The sequence below is a fragment of the Bradyrhizobium japonicum USDA 6 genome (genome assembly GCF_000284375.1).
GTDB classification, from domain to species: Bacteria; Pseudomonadota; Alphaproteobacteria; order Rhizobiales; family Xanthobacteraceae; genus Bradyrhizobium; species Bradyrhizobium japonicum.
The window spans coordinates 3,726,394-3,749,827 of record NC_017249.1 but is presented as its reverse complement, the minus strand read 5'-3'; the positions used below and the strand labels follow the sequence as shown (position 1 = coordinate 3,749,827).

The 23,434-nt window shown below is 64.6% G+C and carries 22 protein-coding genes and 1 pseudogene; 11 read left to right on the top strand and 12 right to left on the bottom strand.

Annotated features, from left to right (window positions below; all coding sequences use genetic code 11):
* The first annotated feature begins 109 nt into the window (after window positions 1-109).
* The 3 genes from BJ6T_RS17545 to BJ6T_RS17535 all read left to right on the top strand — a co-directional run bounded on the left by BJ6T_RS17545 (window position 110) and on the right by BJ6T_RS17535 (window position 4,348).
* The gene (locus BJ6T_RS17545) at window positions 110-847 is read left to right on the top strand and encodes a GntR family transcriptional regulator (protein WP_039227774.1); all 738 of its coding nucleotides are present in this window, start codon (window positions 110-112) and stop codon (window positions 845-847) included.
* A 104-nt stretch (window positions 848-951) separates the two neighbouring features.
* Entirely contained in the window at window positions 952-3,927 is a 2,976-nt protein-coding gene (locus tag BJ6T_RS17540; RefSeq protein WP_014493790.1) for an FAD-binding and (Fe-S)-binding domain-containing protein, read from the top strand.
* A complete protein-coding gene (locus BJ6T_RS17535; RefSeq protein WP_014493789.1) occupies window positions 3,920-4,348 on the top strand; it encodes a GlcG/HbpS family heme-binding protein in 429 nt (142 codons plus the stop codon). The genes BJ6T_RS17540 and BJ6T_RS17535 overlap by 8 nt, the downstream gene beginning before the upstream one ends.
* Window positions 4,349-4,479: 131 nt before the next feature.
* Here BJ6T_RS17535 and BJ6T_RS17530 read toward each other — a convergent pair whose 3' ends face one another.
* Together BJ6T_RS17530 and BJ6T_RS17525 are read right to left on the bottom strand one after the other, a co-directional pair.
* Complete coding sequence (locus BJ6T_RS17530) at window positions 4,480-5,262, bottom strand: enoyl-CoA hydratase/isomerase family protein (RefSeq protein WP_014493788.1); 783 nt, start codon at window positions 5,260-5,262, stop codon at window positions 4,480-4,482.
* A 120-nt stretch (window positions 5,263-5,382) separates the two neighbouring features.
* Complete coding sequence (locus BJ6T_RS17525) at window positions 5,383-7,473, bottom strand: molybdopterin oxidoreductase family protein (RefSeq protein WP_014493787.1); 2,091 nt, start codon at window positions 7,471-7,473, stop codon at window positions 5,383-5,385.
* A 236-nt stretch (window positions 7,474-7,709) separates the two neighbouring features.
* Here BJ6T_RS17525 and BJ6T_RS17520 point away from each other — a divergent pair, with 236 nt between their 5' ends.
* The 4 genes and pseudogenes from BJ6T_RS17520 (at window position 7,710) to BJ6T_RS17505 (ending at window position 11,990) form a co-directional block, all read left to right on the top strand.
* On the top strand, window positions 7,710-8,681 hold the full coding sequence (locus tag BJ6T_RS17520) for a tripartite tricarboxylate transporter substrate binding protein (RefSeq protein ID WP_014493786.1): 972 nt from the start codon (window positions 7,710-7,712) through the stop codon (window positions 8,679-8,681).
* 15 nt (window positions 8,682-8,696) lie between these two features.
* On the top strand, window positions 8,697-9,167 hold the full coding sequence (locus BJ6T_RS17515) for a (2Fe-2S)-binding protein (protein ID WP_014493785.1): 471 nt from the start codon (window positions 8,697-8,699) through the stop codon (window positions 9,165-9,167).
* A 2-nt stretch (window positions 9,168-9,169) separates the two neighbouring features.
* A pseudogene (locus BJ6T_RS17510) lies at window positions 9,170-11,295 on the top strand (xanthine dehydrogenase family protein molybdopterin-binding subunit).
* A complete protein-coding gene (locus BJ6T_RS17505) occupies window positions 11,292-11,990 on the top strand; it encodes a molybdate ABC transporter substrate-binding protein (RefSeq protein WP_014493782.1) in 699 nt (232 codons plus the stop codon). The pseudogene BJ6T_RS17510 and the gene BJ6T_RS17505 overlap by 4 nt, the downstream one beginning before the upstream one ends.
* A 15-nt stretch (window positions 11,991-12,005) precedes the next feature.
* Here BJ6T_RS17505 and BJ6T_RS17500 read toward each other — a convergent pair whose 3' ends face one another.
* The 5 genes from BJ6T_RS17500 to BJ6T_RS17480 all read right to left on the bottom strand — a co-directional run bounded on the left by BJ6T_RS17500 (window position 12,006) and on the right by BJ6T_RS17480 (window position 16,002).
* Window positions 12,006-12,812, bottom strand: coding sequence for an SDR family NAD(P)-dependent oxidoreductase (locus BJ6T_RS17500; RefSeq protein ID WP_014493781.1), 807 nt, complete (start codon window positions 12,810-12,812; stop codon window positions 12,006-12,008).
* Between the two features lie 22 nt (window positions 12,813-12,834).
* On the bottom strand, window positions 12,835-14,127 hold the full coding sequence (locus tag BJ6T_RS17495; protein WP_014493780.1) for a TRAP transporter large permease: 1,293 nt from the start codon (window positions 14,125-14,127) through the stop codon (window positions 12,835-12,837).
* Window positions 14,118-14,666: a TRAP transporter small permease gene (locus BJ6T_RS17490; RefSeq protein ID WP_014493779.1), complete on the bottom strand. Its 549-nt coding sequence runs from the start codon at window positions 14,664-14,666 to the stop codon at window positions 14,118-14,120. The genes BJ6T_RS17495 and BJ6T_RS17490 overlap by 10 nt, the downstream gene beginning before the upstream one ends.
* 76 nt (window positions 14,667-14,742) lie before the next feature.
* Window positions 14,743-15,714, bottom strand: coding sequence for a TRAP transporter substrate-binding protein (locus BJ6T_RS17485; RefSeq protein ID WP_014493778.1), 972 nt, complete (start codon window positions 15,712-15,714; stop codon window positions 14,743-14,745).
* 21 nt (window positions 15,715-15,735) lie between these two features.
* Window positions 15,736-16,002: a hypothetical protein gene (locus BJ6T_RS17480; RefSeq protein WP_014493777.1), complete on the bottom strand. Its 267-nt coding sequence runs from the start codon at window positions 16,000-16,002 to the stop codon at window positions 15,736-15,738.
* Window positions 16,003-16,289: 287 nt separating this feature from the next.
* On the opposite strand from BJ6T_RS17480, the gene BJ6T_RS17475 reads away from it, so the two are divergent.
* The gene (locus BJ6T_RS17475; protein ID WP_014493776.1) at window positions 16,290-17,072 is read left to right on the top strand and encodes a cyclase family protein; all 783 of its coding nucleotides are present in this window, start codon (window positions 16,290-16,292) and stop codon (window positions 17,070-17,072) included.
* A gap of 4 nt (window positions 17,073-17,076) precedes the next feature.
* On the opposite strand, the gene BJ6T_RS17470 is transcribed toward BJ6T_RS17475, so the two are convergent.
* Together BJ6T_RS17470 and BJ6T_RS17465 are read right to left on the bottom strand one after the other, a co-directional pair.
* Entirely contained in the window at window positions 17,077-17,805 is a 729-nt protein-coding gene (locus tag BJ6T_RS17470; RefSeq protein WP_014493775.1) for a Crp/Fnr family transcriptional regulator, read from the bottom strand.
* Window positions 17,806-18,296: 491 nt separating this feature from the next.
* A complete protein-coding gene (locus BJ6T_RS17465) occupies window positions 18,297-19,010 on the bottom strand; it encodes a Crp/Fnr family transcriptional regulator (protein ID WP_014493774.1) in 714 nt (237 codons plus the stop codon).
* A gap of 151 nt (window positions 19,011-19,161) precedes the next feature.
* On the opposite strand from BJ6T_RS17465, the gene BJ6T_RS17460 reads away from it, so the two are divergent.
* A complete protein-coding gene (locus BJ6T_RS17460; RefSeq protein WP_014493773.1) occupies window positions 19,162-19,479 on the top strand; it encodes a c-type cytochrome in 318 nt (105 codons plus the stop codon).
* Between the two features lie 6 nt (window positions 19,480-19,485).
* Here BJ6T_RS17460 and BJ6T_RS17455 read toward each other — a convergent pair whose 3' ends face one another.
* From BJ6T_RS17455 to BJ6T_RS17445, 3 genes are read right to left on the bottom strand one after another with little or no spacing between them, the layout of a single operon-like run.
* Window positions 19,486-20,589 carry an ABC-type transport auxiliary lipoprotein family protein gene (locus BJ6T_RS17455; RefSeq protein ID WP_014493772.1) on the bottom strand — a complete coding sequence of 368 codons (1,104 nt, stop codon included), beginning with the start codon at window positions 20,587-20,589 and terminating at the stop codon, window positions 19,486-19,488.
* A gap of 3 nt (window positions 20,590-20,592) precedes the next feature.
* Entirely contained in the window at window positions 20,593-21,360 is a 768-nt protein-coding gene (locus BJ6T_RS17450) for an ABC transporter ATP-binding protein (protein ID WP_014493771.1), read from the bottom strand.
* A 2-nt stretch (window positions 21,361-21,362) separates the two neighbouring features.
* Window positions 21,363-22,496, bottom strand: a complete 1,134-nt coding sequence (locus tag BJ6T_RS17445; RefSeq protein ID WP_014493770.1) for an ABC transporter permease — start codon at window positions 22,494-22,496, stop codon at window positions 21,363-21,365.
* 177 nt (window positions 22,497-22,673) lie between these two features.
* Between BJ6T_RS17445 and BJ6T_RS17440 the strand changes: the two genes are divergently transcribed.
* Window positions 22,674-22,949: a hypothetical protein gene (locus BJ6T_RS17440; protein ID WP_014493769.1), complete on the top strand. Its 276-nt coding sequence runs from the start codon at window positions 22,674-22,676 to the stop codon at window positions 22,947-22,949.
* On the top strand, window positions 22,950-23,432 hold the full coding sequence (locus BJ6T_RS17435) for a phage holin family protein (RefSeq protein WP_014493768.1): 483 nt from the start codon (window positions 22,950-22,952) through the stop codon (window positions 23,430-23,432).
* The last annotated feature ends 2 nt before the right edge of the window (window positions 23,433-23,434 follow it).

Genomic DNA, 23,434 nt, shown 5'->3' with positions numbered 1-23,434 from the left:
GGGCCGGCTTCGAAGACTATTTTGCATTCATTTTTTGTCCTTTCAATCGAATTTTGGTATTCGATTGTAAACATCGACGCGATCAGACAGGCAAACTATTGTGCTGCAAATGAAATCCACGATTCCCGACACCGGGGTTCCGATCGCCCCACCAGCCGCAAATGGCGGCGACCGCCAGGAGGCCTCGCTTCACGGCGAGATCCTGCTGCGGCTGCGCGACTACGTGGTCGAGGGCAATATCCCCGACGGCGCGCGTGTCCCCGAGCGCCAGCTCTGCGCGATGCTAGGGATCTCCCGCACGCCGCTGCGCGAGGCCCTGAAGGTGCTCGCCTCCGAGGGCCTGATCGAGCTTCTGCCCAACCGCGGCGCGCGCGTCCGCCAGCTCAGCCAGCGCGACCTCGAGGAGCTGTTCGACGTCATGGCGGGGCTGGAGAGCCTTGCCGGACGCCTCGCCTGCGAGGCCATCACGGATGAGGAAATCACGGCGATCGAGCAGCTGCATTACGAGATGTACGGGCACTATCTGCATCGCGACATGCACGGCTATTTCCAGACCAACCAGCGCATCCACGAAAGCATCGTCGCAGCCGCACGCAACGAGACGCTGAAGAGCGCCTACGCCAACTTCGCTGGCCGCATCCGCCGGGTCCGTTACTCCGCCAATTTCGCCCGCAAGCGGCAGCGCTGGGCGGAAGCGATGCGCGAGCACGAGACCATCCTCGACGCGCTGCGCCGCCGCGCCGCCAGCGAGCTCAGCGACATCCTGTTCCAGCACCTGCGCAACAAGCGGGCGGCCGCGATCGAGCACCTGACCGAGCCCCAAGCGGACGCGCCGGTATCGCCCTGAGGGGTGACCGACTTGCTCATTTTGAATTCATAATATAATCGGTCATGAGAAATAATGAATAACTCAGCAAGGCTGGGCCTCGCTGGATCAATCCGGGACCAGGGATGACAAACGCCTCCTCGCTCGAACGGCGCCTGCGCGCGGAAATGACCGGCGATGTCCTGTTCGACGGCTTCAGCCGCGGCCGCTATGCCACCGACGCCTCGTTCTACCAGATCATGCCGACCGGCGTGGTCGTGCCCAGGACCATGGATGAGGCCTTGCGGGCACTGGCGATCGCCCGTGACGAGGGCCTGAAGGTGACCCCGCGCGGCGGCGGCACCTCGCAATGCGGCCAGACCGTCAATGACGGCCTCGTGGTCGATCTCTCGAAGCACCTGAACCGGATCCTGTCGCTCGACGTCGCCAGCCGCACCTGCGTGGTCGAGCCCGGCATCGTGCTCGACGATCTCAACCGTCAGCTCAAGAAGCACGGCCTGTGGTTTCCGGTCGACGTCTCCACGGCCTCGCGCGCGACCATCGGCGGCATGGCCGGCAACAATTCCTGCGGTGGCCGCTCCCTTCGCTACGGCACGATGCGCGACAACACGCTATCGATGGAGGCGGCGCTCGCCGACGGCACGCTTGGCCGCTACGGCGAGGTGTCGCGCGACCTCTCCGATCTCGATGCGAACGACAGCGCGCGCGCCCTGTTCCGCGACATGCTCGATCTCGGCGCCCGCGAGGCCGACGAGATCGCCGCGCGCTTTCCCAAGGTGCAGCGCCGGGTCGGCGGCTATAATCTCGATGCGCTGACGCCGCGCAATGCGCGCAACAACATGGCGCATCTCCTGGTCGGCTCCGAAGGCACCCTCGCCTTCACCACCAAGGTCGAGCTGAAGCTGTGGCCTGTCATTCGCAACAAGGCGCTCGGCATCTGCCACTTCGGCAGCTTCTACGAGGCGATGGACGCCGCCCAGCACCTGGTCAAGCTCAAGCCGATCGCGGTCGAGCTGGTCGACCGCACCATGCTCGCGCTCGGCCGCGACATCGCGATGTTCAGGCCGATCATCTCCGCCGCTATCAAGGGCGATCCGGATGCCGTTCTGGTGGTGGAGTTCGCCGAAGAGGACCAGGCGGACAATCTGGTGCGCCTCAAGCAACTCGGCGAATTGATGGGCGATCTCGGCTTCGGCTGGAACAACGAGCAGCGCAAATGGGGCGGCGTGGTGGAGATCACCGAGCCCGCACTCCAGAGCGGCATTGCCGATTTCCGCGCCGCCGGCCTCAATGTCATGATGTCGATGAAGCAGGAGGGCAAGCCGGTCTCGTTCGTCGAGGATTGCGCCGTGCCGCTGCCGCATCTGGCCGACTACACCGCGCGCTTGAGCGAGGTTTTCGCAAAGCACGGCACCAGCGGCACGATGTATGCGCATGCCTCCGAGGGCTGCCTGCACGTGCGGCCCGTGCTGAACCTGAAGCTGGAGAAGGACGTCAAGGCGATGCGGGCCATCGCCGAGGAAGCCTTCGCGCTGGTGCGTGAATACAAGGGCTCGCATTCAGGCGAGCATGGCGATGGCCTGGTGCGCTCGGAATTCCACGAGACCATGTTCGGCGAGCGTCTCGTCGCCGATTTCAGGGAGGTGAAGAGCCGCTTCGATCCCGAGGGCGTCCTCAATCCCGGCAAGATCGTCGATGCGCCCCGGATGGACGATCGCTCGCTGTTCCGCTTCCGGCCCGACTATCGCGTCACCGAGCTGAAGACCAGGCTGGACTGGTCCGCCTATCCCGGCGCCGGCGGCGGATTCCAAGGCGCCGTCGAGATGTGCAACAATAACGGCGCCTGCCGCAAGCTCGAGGGCGGCGTGATGTGCCCGTCCTACCGCGCGACGCGCAACGAGAAGGACGTCACCCGCGGCCGCGCCAACAGCTTGCGGCTCGCCATCTCCGGCCAGCTCGGTCCCGACGCGTTGTCCTCCGACGAGATGATGGAGACCCTAAAACTCTGCGTCTCCTGCAAGGCCTGCCGCCACGAATGCCCGACCGGCGTCGACATGGCCAAGATGAAGATCGAGGTGCTCGCTGCCCGCGCAGCGTCCCATGGCCTGACCCTGCGCGATCGCTTGGTCGGCTACCTCCCGCGCTATGCCGGTCTCGCATCGCACTTCGCGCCACTCGCCAATTTGCGCAACCGCAGCCCGTTGCTCCGAAAGCTGTTCGAGCGCTTTGCCGGCATCAGCGCGCGCCGCGCCCTGCCCGCCTTCCGCAGCGACGTGTTCATGCCGCCTGCGGAAGCGGTCGGGCCGGAGACCGGCCGCGAAGTCGTGTTGTTCACGGACACCTTCAATCGCATCTACGAGCGCGAAAATCTCGACGCCGCGCTCCGCGTGTTCGCGGCGGGTGGTTATCGCGTGCACCTGCCCAGGCCTTCGAGCGGCAGTCGCCCGCTCTGCTGCGGCCGTACATTCCTCTCAGCCGGTCTCGTCGACGAAGCCAGGGCCGAGCTCGACCGCCTCGTGGCCGCGTTCGCGCCCTTTGCCGCCCGCGGCGTGCCGATCGTCGGCCTTGAGCCGAGCTGCCTGCTGACGCTGCGCGACGAGCTCGCCTCGCTGCGCAAGGACAACGATGCCAGGGCCGTCGGCGCCCACGCGCTGACTTTCGAGGAATTTTTGGTGCGCGAAGCGGAGGCCGGAAGGCTGCAGCTGCCGCTCGGTACCGTCGCCGACAAGGCCGTCGTGCACGGCCATTGCCACCAAAAATCCTTCGGCGCCTTCAAGCCGGTCGAGCAGGTGCTGCGCCTCATTCCGGACCTGAAGGTCGAGACCATCGAATCGAGCTGCTGCGGCATGGCCGGCGCGTTCGGTTACGGCGCTGACACCTATGATGCCTCGATCGAGATGGCCGAACTGTCGCTGCTGCCCGCCGTGCGGCGCGCCGACCAAAATACGCTGGTCGTCGCTGACGGCACCTCCTGCCGACATCAGATCCACGACGGCGCCCAGCGCGAAGCGCTTCACGTTGCGCGCGTGCTGGCGATGAGCCTCGACCGCGCCGGAGCAAATTCCACTTCTCACACTAAAAAGGAAACCAGCCATGGCTGACCTCACGCTCGACACCGCCCGCAAGATCCTCGACGCCGCGTTCGCGAAATCCACCGAGCTGAAGCTCAAGCCGCTGGTCGTCACCATCCTGGACGCACGCGGCGTGCTCAAGATCGCCGCGGCGCAGGACGGCACCAGCCTGATGCGCGCCGAGATCGCCCACGGCAAAGCCTATGGTGCGCTCGCCATGGGCATGGGCTCGCGCGCCTTGTACCAGCGCGCACAGGAGCAGGCCTATTTCATCGATTCCGTGAACACCATCGCCAAGGGCGCGCTGGTGCCGGTCCCCGGCGGTGTTCTGATCATGGATGGCGCAACGCTGCTCGGTGCCGTCGGCGTGTCGGGCGACACCTCGGACAATGACGAGGCCTGTGCGGTCGCCGGCATCCAGGCGGCCGGGCTGAAGCCCAACGCGGGTTGAGATGCCGTAGGGTGGGTTACCGCTGCGGACGCGCAAAGCGCGGCCTGCAGGGCGTAACCCGCCTATTCTGCCTCGGCGGAAACTGACAGTGGTGGGTTACGCTGACGCTAACCCACCCTACGAACTTCCCCTCACCGCCCCGTCCAGACCGGCTTCCGCTTCTCGCCGAAGGCCTTCAGGCCTTCCTTGGCGTCTTCGGTCATTGCGAGCAGCGCGATCTGGCTTTCGGTATAGGCGATGCTCTCGTCGAACGACATCGAGGCGATGGCGCGCATGGCATATTTGCCGCGGCGGATCGCGGTCGGGGATTTGTCGACGATGCGGCCGATCAGCCAGTCGACCTTGGCATCCAACTCGGCTGTAGGCACGACGTAGTTGAGCAGGCCCGCAGCTTGCGCCGCTTTCGCGTCGAACGGCTCGCCGGTGAGCGCCCATTCGTTGACGAGTCGCGGCGGCGCGATGCTCTGCAACAAGCTCAGCACTTGCATCGGGAATACGCCGACCTTCACCTCCGGCAGGCCGAAGATGACGTGATCGGCCGCAATCGCCATGTCGGTCATGCACAACAGGCCCATGCCGCCGGCCATGCAGACGCCGCCGACCCGCGCAATCGCCGGCTTCGTCGCGTTCTGCGACAACCGCAGCAGATCGGCATAGTCGACATTCGGCTTGGAATGATCCATCGCGAACGCCGCGCCGGAATTCTGCAAGTCGGCGCCGGCGCAGAACGCCTTGTCGCCTGCCCCCGTCAGCACGATGACGCGGACGTCCTTGTCGTCATGCGCCTCGCGATAGCCTTTGGTGATGCCGGCGATGACCTCGCCGTTCAGCGCGTTGCGCTTCTCCGGCCGGTTGATGGTGATCCAGAACGCCTGCCCACGCTTTTCGGTGATGATTGCTGTGGTGTCGGTCATGGTACGCTCGCTTCCTTGCTCCCGTTTGCAGCCATTTGCGGCAGCTCGGGCGGCAGGCGCAAGGGCAATCTGTAGCGAGGCCTTGCTTTAGCGCCTCGACACAAATTGGCGAGCGTGCGCTCAGGCCGAGACCGTTTTCCTGATCCAGACCTTGTTGTCGTGGAATGCGGCTCCCCCGATCGGCGCGATCGTATCGGCTCCAGTCAGCACGTTGATGCCGCGGCCGCCGATATGATTCTTGTTCGGGTGAACGGATTCCGCGATCAGCACGCCGCGCCGCACGCCGTCGAACAGCGTTGCGAGCAGCGTGGTTTCGCCGCGGTTGTTGCCGAGCGTCACGGCGTCGCCGTCGGCGATGCCGAGCGCGGCCGCATCCAGCGGATGGATCATCACGCTCGCTCTGCCTTCGCGCGCCTGCGAGGACGGCGTCTCGTTGAAGGTGGTGTTGAGGAAGCTGCGGGAGGGGCTGGTCGCGAGCCGGAACGGATGGGCTTGATCGGTATGCTCGATCACCGCCCAATGGTCCGGCAGCGACGGCATCTTGTCGAAATCGCCCATCGTCTGGCCGAACGGCGGATGCGCCCAATCGGCCTTGAAATGGAATTTCTTGTCCGCGTGGGCAAAGCCGTCGATATAATGCGAGGTCCGGAAGTCCGGTTGCAGGTCGCGCCAGATGTCGGCTTCGAGACCAGCGATGTCGCCGTGGTTGCTGAGCTTCAGCGTCGCGTCGATCAATTCGCGCGGCGTCATCTCGAAGCCCGGATGCTTCGCGCCAAGCCGCGGCGCCAGCGCCTGCATGACCTGATGGTTGGAGCGGCATTCGCCGGGCGGGTCGATCAGCTTCGGCCCGACCGAGATGTGCTGGTGGCCGCCGCCGTAATAGAGATCATCATGCTCCATGAACATGGTCGCCGGCAGCACGATGTCGGCCATCTCGGCCGTCTCGGTCATGAACTGCTCGTGCACCGCCACGAACAGATCCTCGCGCGCAAACCCCTGACGCACCAGCGCCTGCTCCGGTGCCACCGTCATCGGATTGGTGTTCTGGATCAGCATCGCCTTGATCGGCCCCTTGCCGAGCAAGGCTTCCGCGTCGCCGGTGAGGATGCGGCCGACCTGCGACTGGTCGAGCGCACGCGTGGTCTTATCGATCGCGTCGTGCCCCTCGATGAGGGATTCATTGAAGTGCCACAGCGCGTAATTGTTGAAGAAGGCGCCACCGCCTTCATACTGCCAGGCGCCGGTCACCGCGGGAACGCAGAGCGCCGCGTGCATTTGCGTGGCGCCGTTGCGCGAGCGGGTGAAGCCGTAGCCGAGCCGGAAGAAGGTCCGCTTGGTCTCGCCGACCAGTTTCGCAAAGGCCTCGATCTCCGACACCGGCACGCCGCAGATCGCGGACGCCCACTCCGGCGTGCGCGTCTTCAGATGCGCCTCGAGTTCATCGGGGCAGTCGGTGTACTTGTCCATGTAGGCGCGGTCGGCGTAGCCATCGCGGAACAGGACATGCATCACGCCGCACGCAAAGGCGCCATCGGTGCCGGGCCGCAGGATGATCTTGATGTCAGCCTGCTTCATGGTCTCGTTGTCGTAGATGTCGACGGCGGCAATCTTGGCGCCGCGCTCCTTGCGAGCACGGGCAGCATGCGTCATCACGTTGACCTGCGTGTTGACCGGGTTGGTGCCCCAGATCACGACGAGGTCGGAGAGCGCCATCTCGCGCGGATCGACGCCGGCAATCTTACCGGTGCCGATCGCGAACCCGATGCGCCCGACATTGGCGCAGATGGTCTGATAGAAGCGCGAATATTTCTTCACATGCGTGAGGCGATTGAGGCCGTCGCGCATCACCAGCCCCATCGTGCCGGCGTAGTAATAAGGCCAGATCGATTCCGCGCCGTACTCGCGCTCGGCCTGGTTGAAGCGATCCGCGATCTCGTCCAGCGCCTCGTCCCAGGAGATCCGCGCGAACTGCCCGGAGCCCTTCGGCCCGGTGCGGCGCATCGGATACATCAGCCGCTCGGGGTGATGGATGCGCTCGGCGTAACGGGCGACCTTGGCGCAGACGACGCCAGCCGTGTAGGTCTGCTTCTTCGAACCTCGGACGCGGCCAATGCTGCGGCCTTCGACCACCTCGATATCGAGCGCGCAGGCCGAGGGGCAGTCGTGCGGACAGGTCGAATGGCGGATTTCGATCTTGGCGTGCTGGTTCATGTCCAGTTCGTAACATCAAAATACCGACCAGCCGAGAGCATTTTGCCGGCATTTCCCATGCGAATTGCTCAACCCGCATGCGCAGACGGCTCCTGCCGCGACCGCGAAATCGGCCGCGGTCACACCGAAAACCGTCCGATATTCCCGGCGCGACCGACTTTGTGAGGCGTCGACAGTCCATATCCCCTGCCGTTACAGTGTCGGCCAACAAAAACGATATCAGGGAGGTGGGCGTGATGGCCCGACGTCTTATGCTGGCGCTCGCCGCCGGCCTGCTTGCCGCATTCTCCGCAGCCCCCTCATCCGCGCAAGATTATCCCAACCACGCCGTCCGGATCGTGGTGCCCTTTGGCGCCGGCGGGCCGGCGGACGTCGCGGCCCGGCTGATCGGCAACGTGCTCCAGGAGAGCTTTGGCCAGCCCTTCGTGGTCGAAAACCGCACCGGCGCGGGCGGCATCATCGGCACGGTCGAAGCGGCGAAGTCGCCGGCCGACGGCTACACGCTGTTGATGATGTCCAACACCCAGACCGCGAATGAATCGCTATTGACGCCGGACAAGCGCAAATACGAGCTGATGCGCGACCTCGCGCCGATCGCGCCGGTGAACTACTCCGATCTCGTCATCGTGGTGAACCCGCAAGTTCCGGCGAAGACGCTGCAGGAGTTCATCGCGCTCGCCAAATCGCAGCCGGGCAAGCTGAACTACGCCTCCTCCGGCCAGGGCACGCCCTATCACATGGCCGGCGAGTTGTTCAAAGCGATGGCCGCCATCGACGTGGTCCACGTTCCCTACCGCAACAGCGGCGAGGCGCGCAGCGGCGTGATCGGCGGACAGGTGCAGATGATGATCGACGCCGTGCCGGCGATGGCGCCGAATATCGGCGAGAACCAGGTCCGCGCGCTCGCGACCACCGGCAAGCAGCGCTCGGCCGTACTGCCGAACGTGCCGACCGCGGGCGAAGCCGGCGTAGCAGGCTATGAGGCCACGATCTGGCTTGGCCTAATGGCTCCGGCCGGCACGCCGAAGCCTGTCATCGACAAGCTCAATGCCGCCGTAAACGCAATGGTGAAGCGACCGGACATCGTAAAGCTCTGGACCGAGCAGGGTGCCGTACCCATGTCCATGACGCCGGGGGAATTCGAAAAATTCCTTCGCGGCGATATCGAGAAATGGGCCGATGTCGTCAAGAAGTTCGACAAATCCTGAGGCCGTAGAGCGATCATGCCGACCATTCAATTTCAGCTCAACGGCGCGGCGATGGCTGTGGATGCCGATCCCGACCAGACACTGCTCGATGTGCTGCGCGGCCGGCTCGGCATCACGGGTGCGCATTTCGGCTGCGGGGCCGGTGAGTGCGGGGCCTGTTACGTCATGGTCGGCGACCGCGCGATGGCCTCCTGCGACATGCCGATGTGGTCGGTGGCGGACAAGGACGTCGTTACGGTGGAAGGCCTCGGCACGGCCGAGCGGCCGCATCCGCTGCAACGCGCCTTCGTCTCCGAGCAGGCGATGCAATGCGGCTATTGCGTCTCGGGGATCCTGATCAGCGCGGCGGCGCTGCTGAAGCGCAATCCCTCGCCGACGGAGACCGAGGTCAGAGCCGCGCTCGATCGCAATCTGTGCCGCTGCGGATCGCACAATCGCATGGTCCGCGCCGTGCTGCGCGCGGCAGCGGAGACGGCGACATCATGAGTATGCCGTCCCCCGTCCCGAAACTGCCGGTTAGCCTCGCGGCCAATCCAAAGCTGTCGTCCTGGGTGCGGTTCAGCGGCGAAGGCGGTGTCGCAATTTCGCCCGGCAAGGTCGAGATCGGCCAGGGCATCGTCACGGCGCTGGCGCAGATCGCCGCGGACGAGCTCGACGTCGATATCGGCAGGATCGAGCTGATCCGCGCCTCGACGGCGGCCAGCCCGAACGAGGGTGTCACCTCGGGCAGCCTCTCGGTCCAGCAATCCGGCCGCGCGCTGCGACATGTCTGCGCCGAGGTGCGCCAGCGCTTCCTCGCTGCCGCATCAGAGCGTCTCGGCGTCGATGCGGCGCTGCTCGATGTCGATGACGGCACGATCTCGGGTCCCGGCAATGTCAGGACCAGCTATTGGGAGCTGGCTGGCGACGTCTCGCTCGACCGCGACGCCACCGCGGGCGCCGTGGCGAAGCCCGCTGCCACACGCGGTGTCGCCGGACATTCGGTCCAGCGGGTCGACATTCCCGACAAGGTGTTCGCGCGACCGCGCTTCATTCACGATTGCGCGCTGCCGGACCTGGCACACGGCCGCGTGCTGCGGCCTGACATCTCGGGTGCCAGACTGACCGCGCTCGACGACACGGCGGCGCGCGCCGTTCCGGGCCTCCTCGCGATCGTCCGCGACGGCGGCTTTGCCGGCGTGGTTGCCGATAGCGAGGCTGCGGCGGAAGCCGCACTGAAAGCCTTGCGCAAGGGCGCAACATGGTCGGCCGGCGAGCCGTTGCCCGACGAAGACGATCTCGCAGGCTTTCTGAAGAGCCAGCCGGTCGAAACCACCGTCATCGACACCAGAGCAGCGGCAACGACGAAGAGAGCTGCGCGCACCCTTCGCCGGCAATACACCCGTCCCTACATCGCACACGCCTCGATCGCGCCATCTTGCGCCATGGCGCGATGGGACGGCGATCGTATCCATGTCTGGACACACAGCCAGGGCGTCTATCTGCTGCGCGCCGATCTTGCGATCGTGCTCGAGCTGCCGGCCGAAAACATCGTCGTCGAGCATATGGAGGGGGCCGGCTGCTATGGGCACAATGCGGCCGACGACGTCGCGCTCGATGCTGTGTTGCTGGCGAAAGCCGCCGGCGGCCGCCCGGTGCGGGTGCAGTGGTCGCGCCATGACGAGATGTCTCATGCGCCGTTTGGCGCAGCGATGGCCATCGAGATCGAGGCCGACCTCGATGCGGACAGCGAGATCGTCAGCTGGCGCCATGCGATCTGGAGCAACGGCCACGCCGCGCGGCCGGGACGCGCGGCGCAGCCGGCGCTGCTTGCGGCGACCGAGATCGCGCCCCCCTACCCGCGCATGATCTCGACGAACCCACCGGCCGCCAATGGCGGGGCGGCGACCGCAACTCCGTTCCACTCTACGACCTTCCGGCCTGGACCATCACGAGCCACCGGTTGCTGACGATGCCGGTGCGCACGTCGGCGCTGCGGACCCTGGGCGGGCAAGGTAATGTGTTCGCGATCGAATCCATACTCGACGAGATCGCGGTCCTGCGCGGCGAGGACCCGATCGCGTTCCGCCTGCGTTGTCTCCGCGACGAGCGCGCCAGCGACGTCATTCGCGCCGCGGCACGCCGCGCGCAGTGGAAACCGCAAAAACAGTCTGGCATCGGCCATGGCGTCGGCTTCGCCCGCTACAAGAACACGGGCGCCTATTGCGCCGCGATCGCGGAGATCGAAGGCACCGACGACATTCGCGTCCGGCGGTTGACGCTTGCAGTCGACGTCGGCGAGGCCATCAATCCGGACGGCGTCATCAACCAGATCGAGGGCGGTGCGATCCAGGCCACGAGCTGGGTGCTGAAGGAACGCGTCCGCTTCGACCGGACGCGCATCACCTCAACGTCATGGACGGACTACCCGATCCTGACTTTCAGCGAGGTGCCGGCGGTGGATGTCGAAATCATCCAGCGGCCGGAGATCGAGCCGGTCGGCGCCGGCGAGGCCGCGCACGGCCCCGTGACGGCGGCGATCGCCAATGCGGTCTACGATTGCCTCGGCGTGCGCGTACGCGACCTGCCGATCACGCGCGACAAGATCATCGCAGCCATGGAGCTTGCATCGTGACGACAGTGACCATTTTGAGCGGCGGCGCGGCGCAAGGCCTCGTGCGCGGCCTCAGCGAGCCTTTCAAGACGCGGACCGGATTCGGCATCGATGGCGAGTTCGGCGCGGTCGGCATCATGGCCGACAAGCTGCGCGCCAGCACGTCGGCGGATCTCGTGATCCTGACGCAGGCGCTCCTTGCGAAGCTTGCCGCGGAGAAGCTCGTCGTCCCCTCCTCGATCGCAGATATCGGCCGGGTCGAGACCGCGCTGGCGGTCCGTAACCGCGATCCGAAAGTCACGGTGAAGACTGAGGCCGATCTGCGCGAGGTGCTGCGATCCGCGGATGCCATCTACGTTCCGGACACCAAAGCCTCGACCGCGGGACAGCATGTCGCAAGAGTGCTGGACCAGCTTGGGATCGCCTATGAGGTCGCATCGCGTCTCAAGATCTTTCCGAACGGAGCGACCGCGATGCGGGAGCTGGCGTCGTCCACCGCCGCACGGCCGATCGGATGCACGCAGGCGACCGAGATCATCGCGACCGACGGCATCGCGCTGTCAGGATCGCTGCCGCAGGGCTGCGAGCTCGTGACGATGTACACGGCCGCCGTGACCGCGCGGGCCGCACATCCGACAGAAGCGGCCGCGCTGATCGCGCTGCTGACCGGCGCAGACCGGAAGGAGCTGCGCCGGAGCATGGGCTTTACCGGCTAGGTGCCGACGGCCGCCCTATTTATGCAACTGGGTGAGACCGGTCGGCGGACCATCGACCGCGGTCCAGCCGCCGTCGACGAACAGCGTGCTGCCGCTGACATAGCTCGCGGCGTCCGAAGCAAGATAGGCGACCGCCGTCGCGACCTCGTCGGCACTGCTCCAGCGGTTGAACACGGTGTGGCCGGCGTAGAGATTGTAGATATCGGGCCGCTGCTTGAACGGGCCGGTCAGCGCGGTCTCGGCAATGCTCGGCGCGATCGCGTTGACGCGGACGCCAGCGTGGCCGACCTCTGAAGCAAAGCCCTTCACCAGGAGGCCGATGGCCGCCTTGGTCGAGCCGTAGACGCCAAGGCCCGGCTCGATGGTGACCGCGCGCACCGAGGAGCAGGCGATGATGCTGCCGCCCTTCTGCTCGACCATGATGCGGCCGAAGGCCTGGAAGAACCAGACCGTGCCCTTGACGTTGAGATTGAGAACGCGGTCGAGATCCTCCTCGGTGTAGTCGAGGATGGTCTTGCGGATGTTGAGCCCCGGCGTCGTCACGGCGATGTCGAGCCGCGCAAATTTCTGCATCACGATTTTAGCCAGCGCATTGACGTCCGCAGCGCTCGCGGCGTCGCAGCTAGCTGCTTCCGCCCAGCCGCCCTTGTCGCGAATGCCGGCTGCCGTCGCCTCAGCGGCGTCAAGCGCACGATCTGCGCAAACGACGCGGGCGCCGAGCCCGGCCAGCGCCTCGGCCGACGATTTGCCGATGCCCGAGGCGGCGCCGAGCACCACGGCGGTCTTGCCGGTGAGATCGAAGAGCTTGCGATAGTCAGTCACGAACGGATTCTCCCTGTTGCTGCTATCCCTTGTAGCCCATCAGCAGGCGGGGCAGCCACAGCGAGAACGCGGGGACGTAGGTCACGAACATCAGAGCTGCGATCAGGGCGGCATAGAACGGCAGGATGGTACGCATCACCGCACCCACCGAGATGCCGCCGATGGCGCAACCGACGAACTGCGTCGTTCCGACCGGCGGGGTGTTCAGCCCCAGCGCGCAGTTGATCAGCATCAGCATGCCGAATTGCACCGGATCCATGCCCGCCTTCATCGCGATCGGCAGGAAGATCGGAGTGCAGATCAGGATGGTCGCCGCCATGTCCATGAACGTGCCGAGCACGAACAGGATGACGTTGATGAGCAGGAAGATGACCCAGGGTTGCGAGGACACCTTGCTCATCAAGTCGCCGGCGAAGTCGGCCACCTCGTAGAGCCCCATCAAATACTGGAACATGGTGGAGACGCCGATCAGCAGCAGCACCACGCCCGTCGTCTTCACGGCCTTGGCGGCAGCCCGCAGGAAGTTCGGCAAGGTCATGGTGCGGTAGATGAAGAACGTCAGCAGGATCGTGTAGGTGACCGCGACGGCTGCGGATTCAGTTGCCGTGAAGACGCCGGACAGGATGCCCGCCAGGATAATGCCGACGATCAGCAGGCCGGGCAGCGCGGCCGCGAACGAGCGGAACACCTCGGCCCAGCCCGGGAACTTGCCGGCGGGATAGCCGCGCTTCACCGCGACCGCGTAGGCGGCAACCAGCATGCACACCATCAGCACGAGCGCCGGCAGGAGGCCGGCCGCGATCAGCGCGCCGATCGAGACCTTGCCGCCCGCGGCGAGCGCATAGATGATCATGTTGTGGCTGGTCGGCATGAGCGCGCCCACCAGCGAAGCGTGGGTGGTGACGTTGACCGCGTAGTCGGTGTCGAAACCCTCTTTCTTCATCATCGGGATCATCACCGCGCCCATCGCCGACACGTCGGCCACGGGCGAGCCGGAGACGCCGCCGAACAGCGTGCAGGCGACCACGTTCGACATGCCGAGCCCGCCGCGGATGTGTCCGACGAGATTCTTGGCGAGCTGCACGATCTTGTCGGCTACCCCGCCATGCAGCATCAGCTCACCGCTGAAGACGAAGAACGGGATGGCAAGGAAGGAGAAGATGTTCATCCCCGACATCATCTGCTGAAAGATGACGGCGACCGGCAGGCCTTCGTAGAGGATGGTGCAAATCGCCGAGAGGCCGATCGCGAAGGCGACAGGTACGCCGAGGATCAGGAAGCCGAAGAAGGTTGCGCCGAGAATGATCAGTTCCATGAGGGGACGACCTCCTCGCCGCGCAGGAGCGCAATGATGTGCTCGATTGAAAAGGAGACGATGAGGACGCCGGAGGCGATCAGCGGGACGTAGCGGATGACCTCGGGGAGCCCGAGATTGGGGATCTTCACGGTTCCGACCGACGCTCCGAGGATCCAGCCATTGTACGCCATCGCAATGCCGAACACGGCCACCAGAACGTGGATCACGAGCTCGATCTTCTCTCGCAGATGATCCGGAAGCATCACCAGCAAGCTGTCCATGCCGATGTGTCCGGCGTCGCGAACGCCGACGGCGGCGCCGATCAGCGTGACATACAGGATCAGGACCAGCGCAAGGTTCTCGGTCCAGGTCGGGCTCGAATTGAGCACGTAACGTCCGAACACCTGGTAGAACACGATGGTGACGATGACGAGCAGGCCGGTCACGGACAGATACATGCCGAGGCGAGCAACGACGGCGTTGATCCGCGACAGCAGGCCGGTCGACGGTCGGCCGGTTACCTCCTGTTCGTGGCTTGCGACATGTGGGTCTGTCATCGGCGTCTCCTTGCGCGTCCCCTTCGCGAGGGTCCGGCGCCCGCCTCGCGGCGACGCCGGACCCGACGCTGTGGTCTTACTTCGTGTCCTGGATCCGCTTGACGAGGCCCTTCAGCTTTTCGTCACCTGCGAACTTGTCGTACACCGGCTTCATCGCGTCGACGAATTCCGTCTTGTTGGCGATGGTCACGACCTGAACGCCTGCGGCTTCGACGGTCTTGCGGGAAGCCTGCTCGCGATCGTCCCAGAGCTTGCGCATGACCGGCACCGATTCCTTGGCCGCCTTGCGGACCATCGCCTGATCCTCCTTGCTCAACGTGTCCCAGACCTTCTTGGACATCACGAGAACTTCGGGCGCGAGCGAGTGCTCGGTCACGTTGTAGAACTTGGCGGCCTCGAAGTGACGCGAAGACTCGTAGGAGGGCCAGTTGTTCTCGGCTGCGTCCACCAGGCCCGTCTTGAGCGCGGTGTAGACTTCGCCATAAGGCATCGGCGTCGGATTGGCACCGAGGCTCTGGATCATGCCGACCCAGAGGTCGGACTGCTGGACGCGGATCTTCAGGCCCTTGAGGTCGGCGAGCGACTTGACCGGCGCCTTGACGGTGTAGATGGAGCGGGCGCCGCTGTCGTAATAGGCAAGCCCGACCAGGCCGGCCGGCTCCATGGCTGCGAGGATCTCGTCGCCGATCGGTCCGTCAAGGACGGTGCGCATGTGCTGCGTGTCGCGGAAGACGAAGGGCAGGCACAACGCGATGGTTTCAGGCACGAAGTTGTTCAACGGCGATGCGTTGATCCGCATCATGTCGAGGGCGCCGATCTTCAGCTGCTCGATGGTGTCCTTTTCGGAGCCCAGGGCTCCATTGGGAAACACCTTCACGCCGAGCTTGCCGCCGCTCGCCGTCGCGAGCTGCTTGCCCATGAACCTGACGGCCTCGACGGTCGGATAATCGGCGGGGTGGATGTCGGCCGAACGGAAATCGCGTGCGGTCGCGAGTGGCGCTGAGACCGCCAGTACGGCGGCTGCGATGATACCGGTGAGTGTCTTCATCTGGGCTTCCTCCTGAGTTGATTATGTTGTCGTTGAGCCGATGCTGCAGGCCGCCTTGGGTCGCTCCACTTCAGGTGTAAAGTCAAGCGTTACAAACGCACCACCTTGGTAGGATTGCGCGGCGGAGTCGAGCGGATTTGACTGGTGGATGATCGCGGCGAGGGCAGGTGCGAGCTTCATCGCGCCCTCTCCGGCGGGGACTTGCGCGGCAGGTACCGGCTTCCCTCTAATCCCGCCTCGCCGTTCGGCCAATGCCGGACGCAAGGTGACGATGCTCATCATGTCCATGGTCGTTCCTCTGGCTCTAGAATCGACCGCTATTGGTTGCGGCTTGGAGGTGCAGACATGAAGGTCGCCCCATCCTTACGTCGTCCCTAGGGCGGGCGGCATTCTGAGTCCAAGCCAAATCCAGCATCGATCAATGCTGGAGTTGCATCGATCTATCATGCATCACTTCGAGCGCGCGATCGGCGAATGGCCTCGTTTTTCCGAAATCGCCTGCACCGGGCCGTTACTTGACGCCACAGGTAGAGCCCCCCAAGATGCGCCGAAACGGAACATCGCGAGGAATGCCCATGCCGCGGAAGCTGATCGATATTTCCGTGCCGCTCGGAAACGACGCGACGGCCGATCCGCCGGGCAATCACCCGACGATCCAGTATATTGATCACCAGCAGGGCCTGCCCCGCATGCTGCAGTTCTTCGACGGCCTCAAGGCGGAGGATTTGCCGGATGGCCAGGGCTGGGCGGTCGAGCAGGTCTCGCTGTCCACCCACAACGGCACGCATCTCGACGCGCCCTGGCACTTCCACCCGACCATGAATCGCGGCGAGCGGTCATGGACGATCGACGAGGTGCCGCTCGAATGGTGCCTGCAGCCCGGCGTGAAGCTCGACTTCCGCCACCTGCCCGATGGGTACGTGGTGACTGCCGACGATGTCGAGAAGGAGCTGAAACGGATCGGGCACACGCTGTCGCCGCTGGAGATCGTGGTCGTCAACACCAGCGCCGGCGCCAAATTCGGCCAGGCCGACTACGTCAACTCCGGCTGCGGCATGGGCTATGAGGCCACCATGTACCTGCTCGAACGCGGTGTGCGGCTGACCGGCACCGACGGCTGGAGCTGGGACGCACCGTTCGTCTACACCGCGAAGAAATATGCCGAAACAAAAGATGCCGGCCTGATCTGGGAAGGTCACAAGGCGGGACGACACATCGGCTATTGCCATCTCGAGAAGCTGCACAATCTCGACAAGCTGCCGTCGACCGGATTCACGGTCTCATGCTTCCCGGTAAAGATCGAGCGGGCGTCCGCAGGGTGGACCCGAGCGGTCGCCATCGTCGACAATCAGATCTGAGGCCTCACTCGCCGTCGAGGCCGCTCTCGGCGAGGTCGCGCAACGCATCGGTATCCAGCACGACGATGGCGCCGTGCTCGAGACGAACCCAGTTGCGGCCGGCCCAGGCGCGCAATTGCTTGTTGATGCTCTCGCGCGTCATCCCCACCATCTCGCTGATCTCCTGCTGCGTGATGGCGAGCGTGCCGCTGCCGGAGTCTAACTTGCGCTCTTCGGTGAGACCGAGCAGCGCGCTCGCAAGCCGGCCCGGCAGATTTTGCAGGATCACTTGCTCGACCTGCTGGCTGGTCCAGCGCAGGCGCGCGCAAAGCAGCTCGATGAACTTCATCGCCAGCGCCGGCTGGCTCTTCACGAATGGCAGGAAGTCGCGACGGTCGATGATGTAGAGTTCGCAATTGGTGTTGGCGGTCGCGTCGGCCGAGCGCGGCGCGCCATCGAGAACCGCGATCTCGCCAAAGATTTCTCCAGGACCGATCAGATTGAGAATAGCGTTCCTTCCATCCGGCGACGAAGAGGAAATCTTCACTGTTCCCGTGATCACCGCGAACAGGTTGTTGCCGGGATCGCCCTTGGCGGCGATCGTCGCGCCGCGCTTCACCGTGGTGTGCTTGGCGTAGCGGCAGAGCTGATCGAGCGCCTCCGGCTCCAGATCCGCGAAGATCGGGTGCTTGCGCAGGACCGATAATTTGTTGCCCGCAGCTTGTCGGGGGTCGCCGGTCTTGTCCTGAGGCACGCCGCTGGGCTCCTAAGACTGCGAGGCACTGGAGTTCCTGCGTAGTCAACGTTAGCAGGCTTTTCAACCGGAAAGCATGTGCACGGTTTGAGCCAAATACGGCGAAAATGCCGCGATCGGGCGCCAAGGCGGCATCCGGGGGATGAGCCAACGTGTCCCGGTCGATGCAGAGTTGCAGCTATCGCCCGCACCATTGCGTTGAGGCGCTGCCGAACAGCCACGAGCTGGCCGTGGACGCCTCCGCGGCAAGCACGGTAAAACGCGATTGTGATCTCAGGACCGTCAGTGCCTAGCGTCCGAATCAGGCCGACCTGCGCTGGTTTGCCGGTCTGCCCATGCCAAAGCCCCGGCGAATGTGACAAAAACGACTACGACAGCGATCGTCACCAGCAGTGCGTCAGTCGGCATGATGCCCTCCCCTGCTATTTGGGGCATTATTGGCGGCGCGCGACCGCCGTCATTGATTGGGATCAAAATTGGCGATCGCCGAATCAGGCCGCAGCCAAGGCCTCGACCTTCGCCGGATCGAGCAGACTGATGCCGCCTTGAACGATCTCGATCACCCCATGTCGCTCCAGCTTGGTGAAGGTGCGACTGACGGTTTCAATGGTCAGGCCGAGGTAGTCGGCGATGTCCTGACGACTCATCGGCAGCTGAACCGTGTCCGACGCCCCCTTCAGCGAAAATAGCCGCTCGCGCCAGGTGAGCAGAAACGTCGCGACTTTCTCGTCCGCCGAGCGGCGGCCGAGCAAGACCATGTGGTCGCGCGCCTGGCTCAACTCGCGAATAGCCAGCTCGTTGATCCGCCTGAGCAGGTGCGGCCGGTCTTCGATGAAACGGCCAAAAGGGGCCTTCGCGAACTGGCACACGGTGACGCCGCTGATCGCATCGGCCGAAAAATTGTGCCGGCCGGAAATATTCATCCCCAGGAAATCGCCGGGCAAAGCAAATCCCACGATCTGCCGCCTTCCGTCGGGCAGCAGCTTGTAGAGCCGCATGACGCCTTCGAGGACGTTGTAGAACGAGGTCGCGATGTCCTCCTCGGAGAACACGGTCTCGCCCCCGTCAAAATGGACGCGGCGCCCCAGATGCTCGAATTCCCTGAGCTCGGCCGGGTCCAGCGACGAGCACACCGCGAAGTCGCGGACCGCACAATCGCTACAGAAATGCCCGTTCGGCTCGATCGTCACCACGGAAGCCTTCATCCACCGCTCCAAGCGCCGGCTGCTCCGCGTCAGGCCGAGTCCACCGCACGGCTGCATTTTACTGCACTGCGCCAAAGGCAGTTGACCCAGATCAATTTTGACAGACGTCCCCGCCATATTCTGCTTCCAGAGTTCGACGGGATCACCTTCCATGCTGCAAACTGCGTTGCGCCACGGCCTGATTGGGCTGTTTCTGATCACGCCTGTGCTGGCGGCTCCGACCGCAGAACAGCGCGGCAAGGCATTTGCACGGGCCAGTTGTGCGCGCTGCCATGCGATCGATCGGGTCTCGAAAAGCCCGCTCAGGATAGCGCCGCCGTTGCGCACGCTGCACAACCGCTATCCGATCGAGGCCCTCGAGGAAGCGCTGGCCGAAGGTATTTCGACCGGCCACACCAACATGCCGGCCTTCGAGCTCAGTCCAGACCAGATCCACGATCTCCTGTCCTACCTGAAGACACTGGAATAGAGGCCGTCAGACTGCCTGAACTGTCCAGCCGATCAGCTCCTTTGCAATGCGAGCGAAGGCTGCGTCGAACGCTGCGACCGCTGCGGCCGGCTCGACCTTGTCAAGCTTCTCGCTGGTCTCGACGAGGCGCGACGCGATCACCTTGCCGTTCTTGTCGACGATGTGTGCCGACAGTCCGATCTCGACCCGGGCCTCGCCCTCCGTGGCGATCCGGAAACGCCTGATGTCGATCAGAAGCTGGTAGTCCGCCTGTCCGAGGTCAGCCGTGCGCAGGGGCGCGTGGGCGATGTCGTAATTCTCAAAACTGTCGATCAGCCGCGCCTGGACCAGCTTCGGGATGCTGTCGGCCCAGAGGAATTCCGCAAAACCCGGATTGTCCCCGCTGGGCGCAAACAGCATCCGTTGAGTCTGGAGCATCGCAACCGCGGTCGGCTCCGGAATCGCCAGTGACGCCGTAAGCGTCTTGCCGGCCGGCCCAAGATTCTGCGGCGTGCGCAGGTCGTAGGTGATCTTCTGGGCCGGCGTCCCGCCGCCGGTCATCTTTTCCAGGCCTGCCAGAATACCGTCGATTTTGCCGGTGTTGCGCGCGAGCCCGTCGGAGAATGTCTTGAGGTTCGCAATGGTGTCCTTCAGTGGACCGGAATTGTCCTCCAGCACGGTATCGACCCGTCGCAGCGCATCGCGCGCAGCCTGCGTCATGCTCTGGCCTGCACCGGCCTCGGCGATCAGGGTCACGGGCTCGCCGGCCTTGGCAACGATCACGCCGCCCTCCAGCGTCACCACCGGCACGCCGGTCAGCCCCTGGAAATCGAGCCCGACCTTGGTGTCGTTACGCACGGGTGTCGTCGAGGCAACCGAGATCGTCGCATTGACGAAGCGCGGATTATCCGGCGCGAGGCCGATCTGCGTCACCTCGCCGACCCGGATGCCGTTGAACAGCACGCCGGCACCAACCAGCAGACCCGGCACCGGACCCTGGAATTGCACATGATAGTTCGCGCGCGGCCCGATGCCGCCCGTGTTGTTCAGCCAATAGACGAAGCCGAATACCGCGAGGATCGCGGCCAGCACGAAGCTGCCGATCAGCACGTAGGGAGCGCGGGTTTCCATGTCTCATCTCATCTCGTGTTGCAGCATCTGCGAGCGCTTGCCGTGGAAATAGGCGCGCACCCAGGGATGCTCGGATTGCAGCAATTCGCGCATCGGGCCGATCGCCACGATCTTGCCGTCGGCGAGCGCGGCGACGCGGTCGCAGACCGTGGTGAGGCTCGCAAGATCATGGGTGACCATGAACACGGTGAGGCCGAGGGTCTTCTGCAGCGTCCCGATCAGCGCGTCAAAATCGCCCGCCGCGATCGGGTCGAGACCGGAGGTCGGCTCGTCCAGGAACAGGATCGGCGGATCGAGCGCGAGTGCGCGGGCCAGCGCCACGCGCTTGGTCATGCCGCCCGAGAGCTCCGACGGATATTTGTCGGCGTCCTGCGCCCGCAACCCGACCATCTCGAGCTTGGCGATCGCGATCTCGTCCATCAGCTCCTGCGACAGCACGAGATTTTCGCGCAGCGGAAACTGCACGTTTTGACGAACCGTCAGTGAGGAGAACAGCGCACCTTGCTGGAACAGAATGCCCCACGTCGTTGCCGCGCCTTCGGTGCGGCCACCGATCGGCCGTCCCATGACTTCGATGCTCCCGCCCTGGCGCGGGATGAGGCCGATGATGGTGCGCATCAAGACCGACTTGCCGCCGCCGGACGCTCCGACGAGCCCGAGGATCTCGCCCCGGCGGACGTCGAGCGACAGATAGTCGAGCACGGTCTGGCGGCCGAAGCCGACCACGAGGTCGCGAACGCGGATCGCCAATACCTCTTGCGATTCGTCCATCGTCACATTCCGATCGAAGCGAAGAAGATCGCGAACAGGCCATCGAGCACGATCACCAGGAAGATCGACTTCACCACCGACGTGGTCGTCTGCCGCCCGAGCGATTCCGCGCTGCCCTTCACGCGCAATCCTTCGCTGCAGGCGACGATCCCGATCACCAGCGCCATGAAGGGCGCCTTCAGGATGCCGACCTCGAAATGGGTGACGGAGATGGCCTCATGCAGCCGCGCGATGTAGATCGCCGGTGCCATGCCGCCGTAGAATTGCGCGACCAGTCCTCCGCCATAGAGCGCCGCAACCGCCCCAATGAACGCGAGGATCGGCAGCGCGATGACGAGGGCTGCTACTCGCGGCAGTATCAGGACATGGACGGGATCGAGTCCCATGGTCGAGAGCGCGTCGATCTCCTCGCGCATCTTCATCGAGCCGAGCTCGGCGGTGTAGGCGCTGCCCGAACGTCCCGCGACCATGATGGCGACGATCAGCACGCCGAGCTCGCGGAGCACCAGGATGCCGACCATGTCGACCGTGTAGGACTCCGCACCGAACCTGCGGAAATGGAAGAACCCTTGTTGCGCAATGATGGCGCCGATCAGGAAGGTGATGAGCACGACGATGGGAATCGCCTGCCAGCCAATCCGGTAGAGCTGGTAGACCAGCGAGGTCAGCCGCAGCGATCGCGGCCGGCGCAGCACGCCGATTACGGCGATGAACAATGCACCCAGCATTTGAAGAAAGATCGTGACGTCTTCGCGCGCGCCAACCGTGGACTTGCCGAGATCGCCGAGCCTCAGCAGAATCGGGTTTGGCGCGGCCGCAACCGCCGGGGGGTGGCGGTTGACCTGACGCACCTCATCCATCAGGCCGCTGAAATGATCGGCAACGCCGACGAATTCGGCCGATCTACCGGATGATGCGGCCCTGCGCGACAACTTCTCCAGGACCCAGGCGCCGAGCGTGTCAAGCGCACTGACGCCGGACATGTCCAGCGTCACGGCGCTGGATCGATCGACATCCGCTCCGACCGATCGGGACAGCGTTTCGAGCGCCGACACGTTGGCTGCCGTCCACGGCCCTTCCGGGCGCAATTTCAGCGCATCGCCGGAGGGCGTTGCCAGCAACAGCGGTTCGTTCACGCTTCCACCTCATCGGGACAATTGGCCCCCATTCAGCCGCCACTTCTAGGCCAGCATGTGGCGGCCGGGTTGACCTGTCTCAACACCAGGGCCACGCGCCGGCCCTTGACGCAAATCAAGCGCGGTCGCGCCGCCGGGCCTTAGGCTCGCTTCCATTTCAAGGGAGTTCTCAAATCCATGTTCAACAGCGACAGGATGAGCGAAGAGCTGCGAGCGCTGAAGGTTGACGTCACGCGTCTGCTGAGCACCGCAGGCGAAGAGATGTTCGACAGCTCGAGAGACCGGGCCGAGGTTCTGGCCGATCAGATCAAGGCCGCGCTTGCCGAGCTCGGAGAAACCGTCAGCGACGAGCAGGAGCAGCTTCAGGGCCTCATTGCGGAACGCCCGGTCACATCGCTGGCCTCGGCTTTCGCGCTCGGCGTGGTCGTCGGCTTCATGCTGAGGAGACACTAGATGAACATGGAAAATGTCGTCAAACATCTGCGCGTGCTGTGGCGCACCGACAGGATCATCGCGGACATCAGGCTGCGCCATCTACTGATCGGTCTCGGCCTGCGGGCCTTCGCGGCGTTGATCGCGGCATTCGGGCTCCTGATGCTGGAGCTGTCGGCCTATTTCGCGCTGGTCCAGATCTGGAGCGCAATTGCGGCGGCTGCCATCCTCGGCGCCGTGAATTTCGCCATCGCGGCGGTTCTCTTCATCGTTGCCGGCCGTCCTCCATCCGGCCGCGACATCGAGCTCGCCAATGAAATTCACGGCGCATCCATCGAAGCCTTGCAGCTCGAGGCGCGGGCGCTCCAGGCTCAGGTGTCAGGCGCGGTCCATCATCCGCTCACCACGATTGTGCCGGTGCTGGTGCCGCTGATTGCGATCATCGTCAAGAGTCTGCGGAAAGCGGCCACGGAAGCCGGCGCATCGCGCGAAGCGCACTCGTGATC

Coding starts and splice junctions, on each gene's coding strand:
- BJ6T_RS17450 (WP_014493771.1), bottom strand. CDS start 21,360: ATGGACGAATCGCAAGAGGTATTGGCGATCCGCGTTCGCGACCTCGTG.
- BJ6T_RS17435 (WP_014493768.1), top strand. CDS start 22,950: ATGAACATGGAAAATGTCGTCAAACATCTGCGCGTGCTGTGGCGCACC.
- BJ6T_RS17520 (WP_014493786.1), top strand. CDS start 7,710: ATGGCCCGACGTCTTATGCTGGCGCTCGCCGCCGGCCTGCTTGCCGCA.
- BJ6T_RS17485 (WP_014493778.1), bottom strand. CDS start 15,714: ATGAAGACACTCACCGGTATCATCGCAGCCGCCGTACTGGCGGTCTCA.
- BJ6T_RS17540 (WP_014493790.1), top strand. CDS start 952: ATGACAAACGCCTCCTCGCTCGAACGGCGCCTGCGCGCGGAAATGACC.
- BJ6T_RS17480 (WP_014493777.1), bottom strand. CDS start 16,002: ATGGACATGATGAGCATCGTCACCTTGCGTCCGGCATTGGCCGAACGG.
- BJ6T_RS17490 (WP_014493779.1), bottom strand. CDS start 14,666: ATGACAGACCCACATGTCGCAAGCCACGAACAGGAGGTAACCGGCCGA.
- BJ6T_RS17530 (WP_014493788.1), bottom strand. CDS start 5,262: ATGACCGACACCACAGCAATCATCACCGAAAAGCGTGGGCAGGCGTTC.
- BJ6T_RS17440 (WP_014493769.1), top strand. CDS start 22,674: ATGTTCAACAGCGACAGGATGAGCGAAGAGCTGCGAGCGCTGAAGGTT.
- BJ6T_RS17460 (WP_014493773.1), top strand. CDS start 19,162: ATGCTGCAAACTGCGTTGCGCCACGGCCTGATTGGGCTGTTTCTGATC.
- BJ6T_RS17455 (WP_014493772.1), bottom strand. CDS start 20,589: ATGGAAACCCGCGCTCCCTACGTGCTGATCGGCAGCTTCGTGCTGGCC.
- BJ6T_RS17535 (WP_014493789.1), top strand. CDS start 3,920: ATGGCTGACCTCACGCTCGACACCGCCCGCAAGATCCTCGACGCCGCG.
- BJ6T_RS17545 (WP_039227774.1), top strand. CDS start 110: ATGAAATCCACGATTCCCGACACCGGGGTTCCGATCGCCCCACCAGCC.
- BJ6T_RS17515 (WP_014493785.1), top strand. CDS start 8,697: ATGCCGACCATTCAATTTCAGCTCAACGGCGCGGCGATGGCTGTGGAT.
- BJ6T_RS17475 (WP_014493776.1), top strand. CDS start 16,290: ATGCCGCGGAAGCTGATCGATATTTCCGTGCCGCTCGGAAACGACGCG.
- BJ6T_RS17465 (WP_014493774.1), bottom strand. CDS start 19,010: ATGAAGGCTTCCGTGGTGACGATCGAGCCGAACGGGCATTTCTGTAGC.
- BJ6T_RS17495 (WP_014493780.1), bottom strand. CDS start 14,127: ATGGAACTGATCATTCTCGGCGCAACCTTCTTCGGCTTCCTGATCCTC.
- BJ6T_RS17525 (WP_014493787.1), bottom strand. CDS start 7,473: ATGAACCAGCACGCCAAGATCGAAATCCGCCATTCGACCTGTCCGCAC.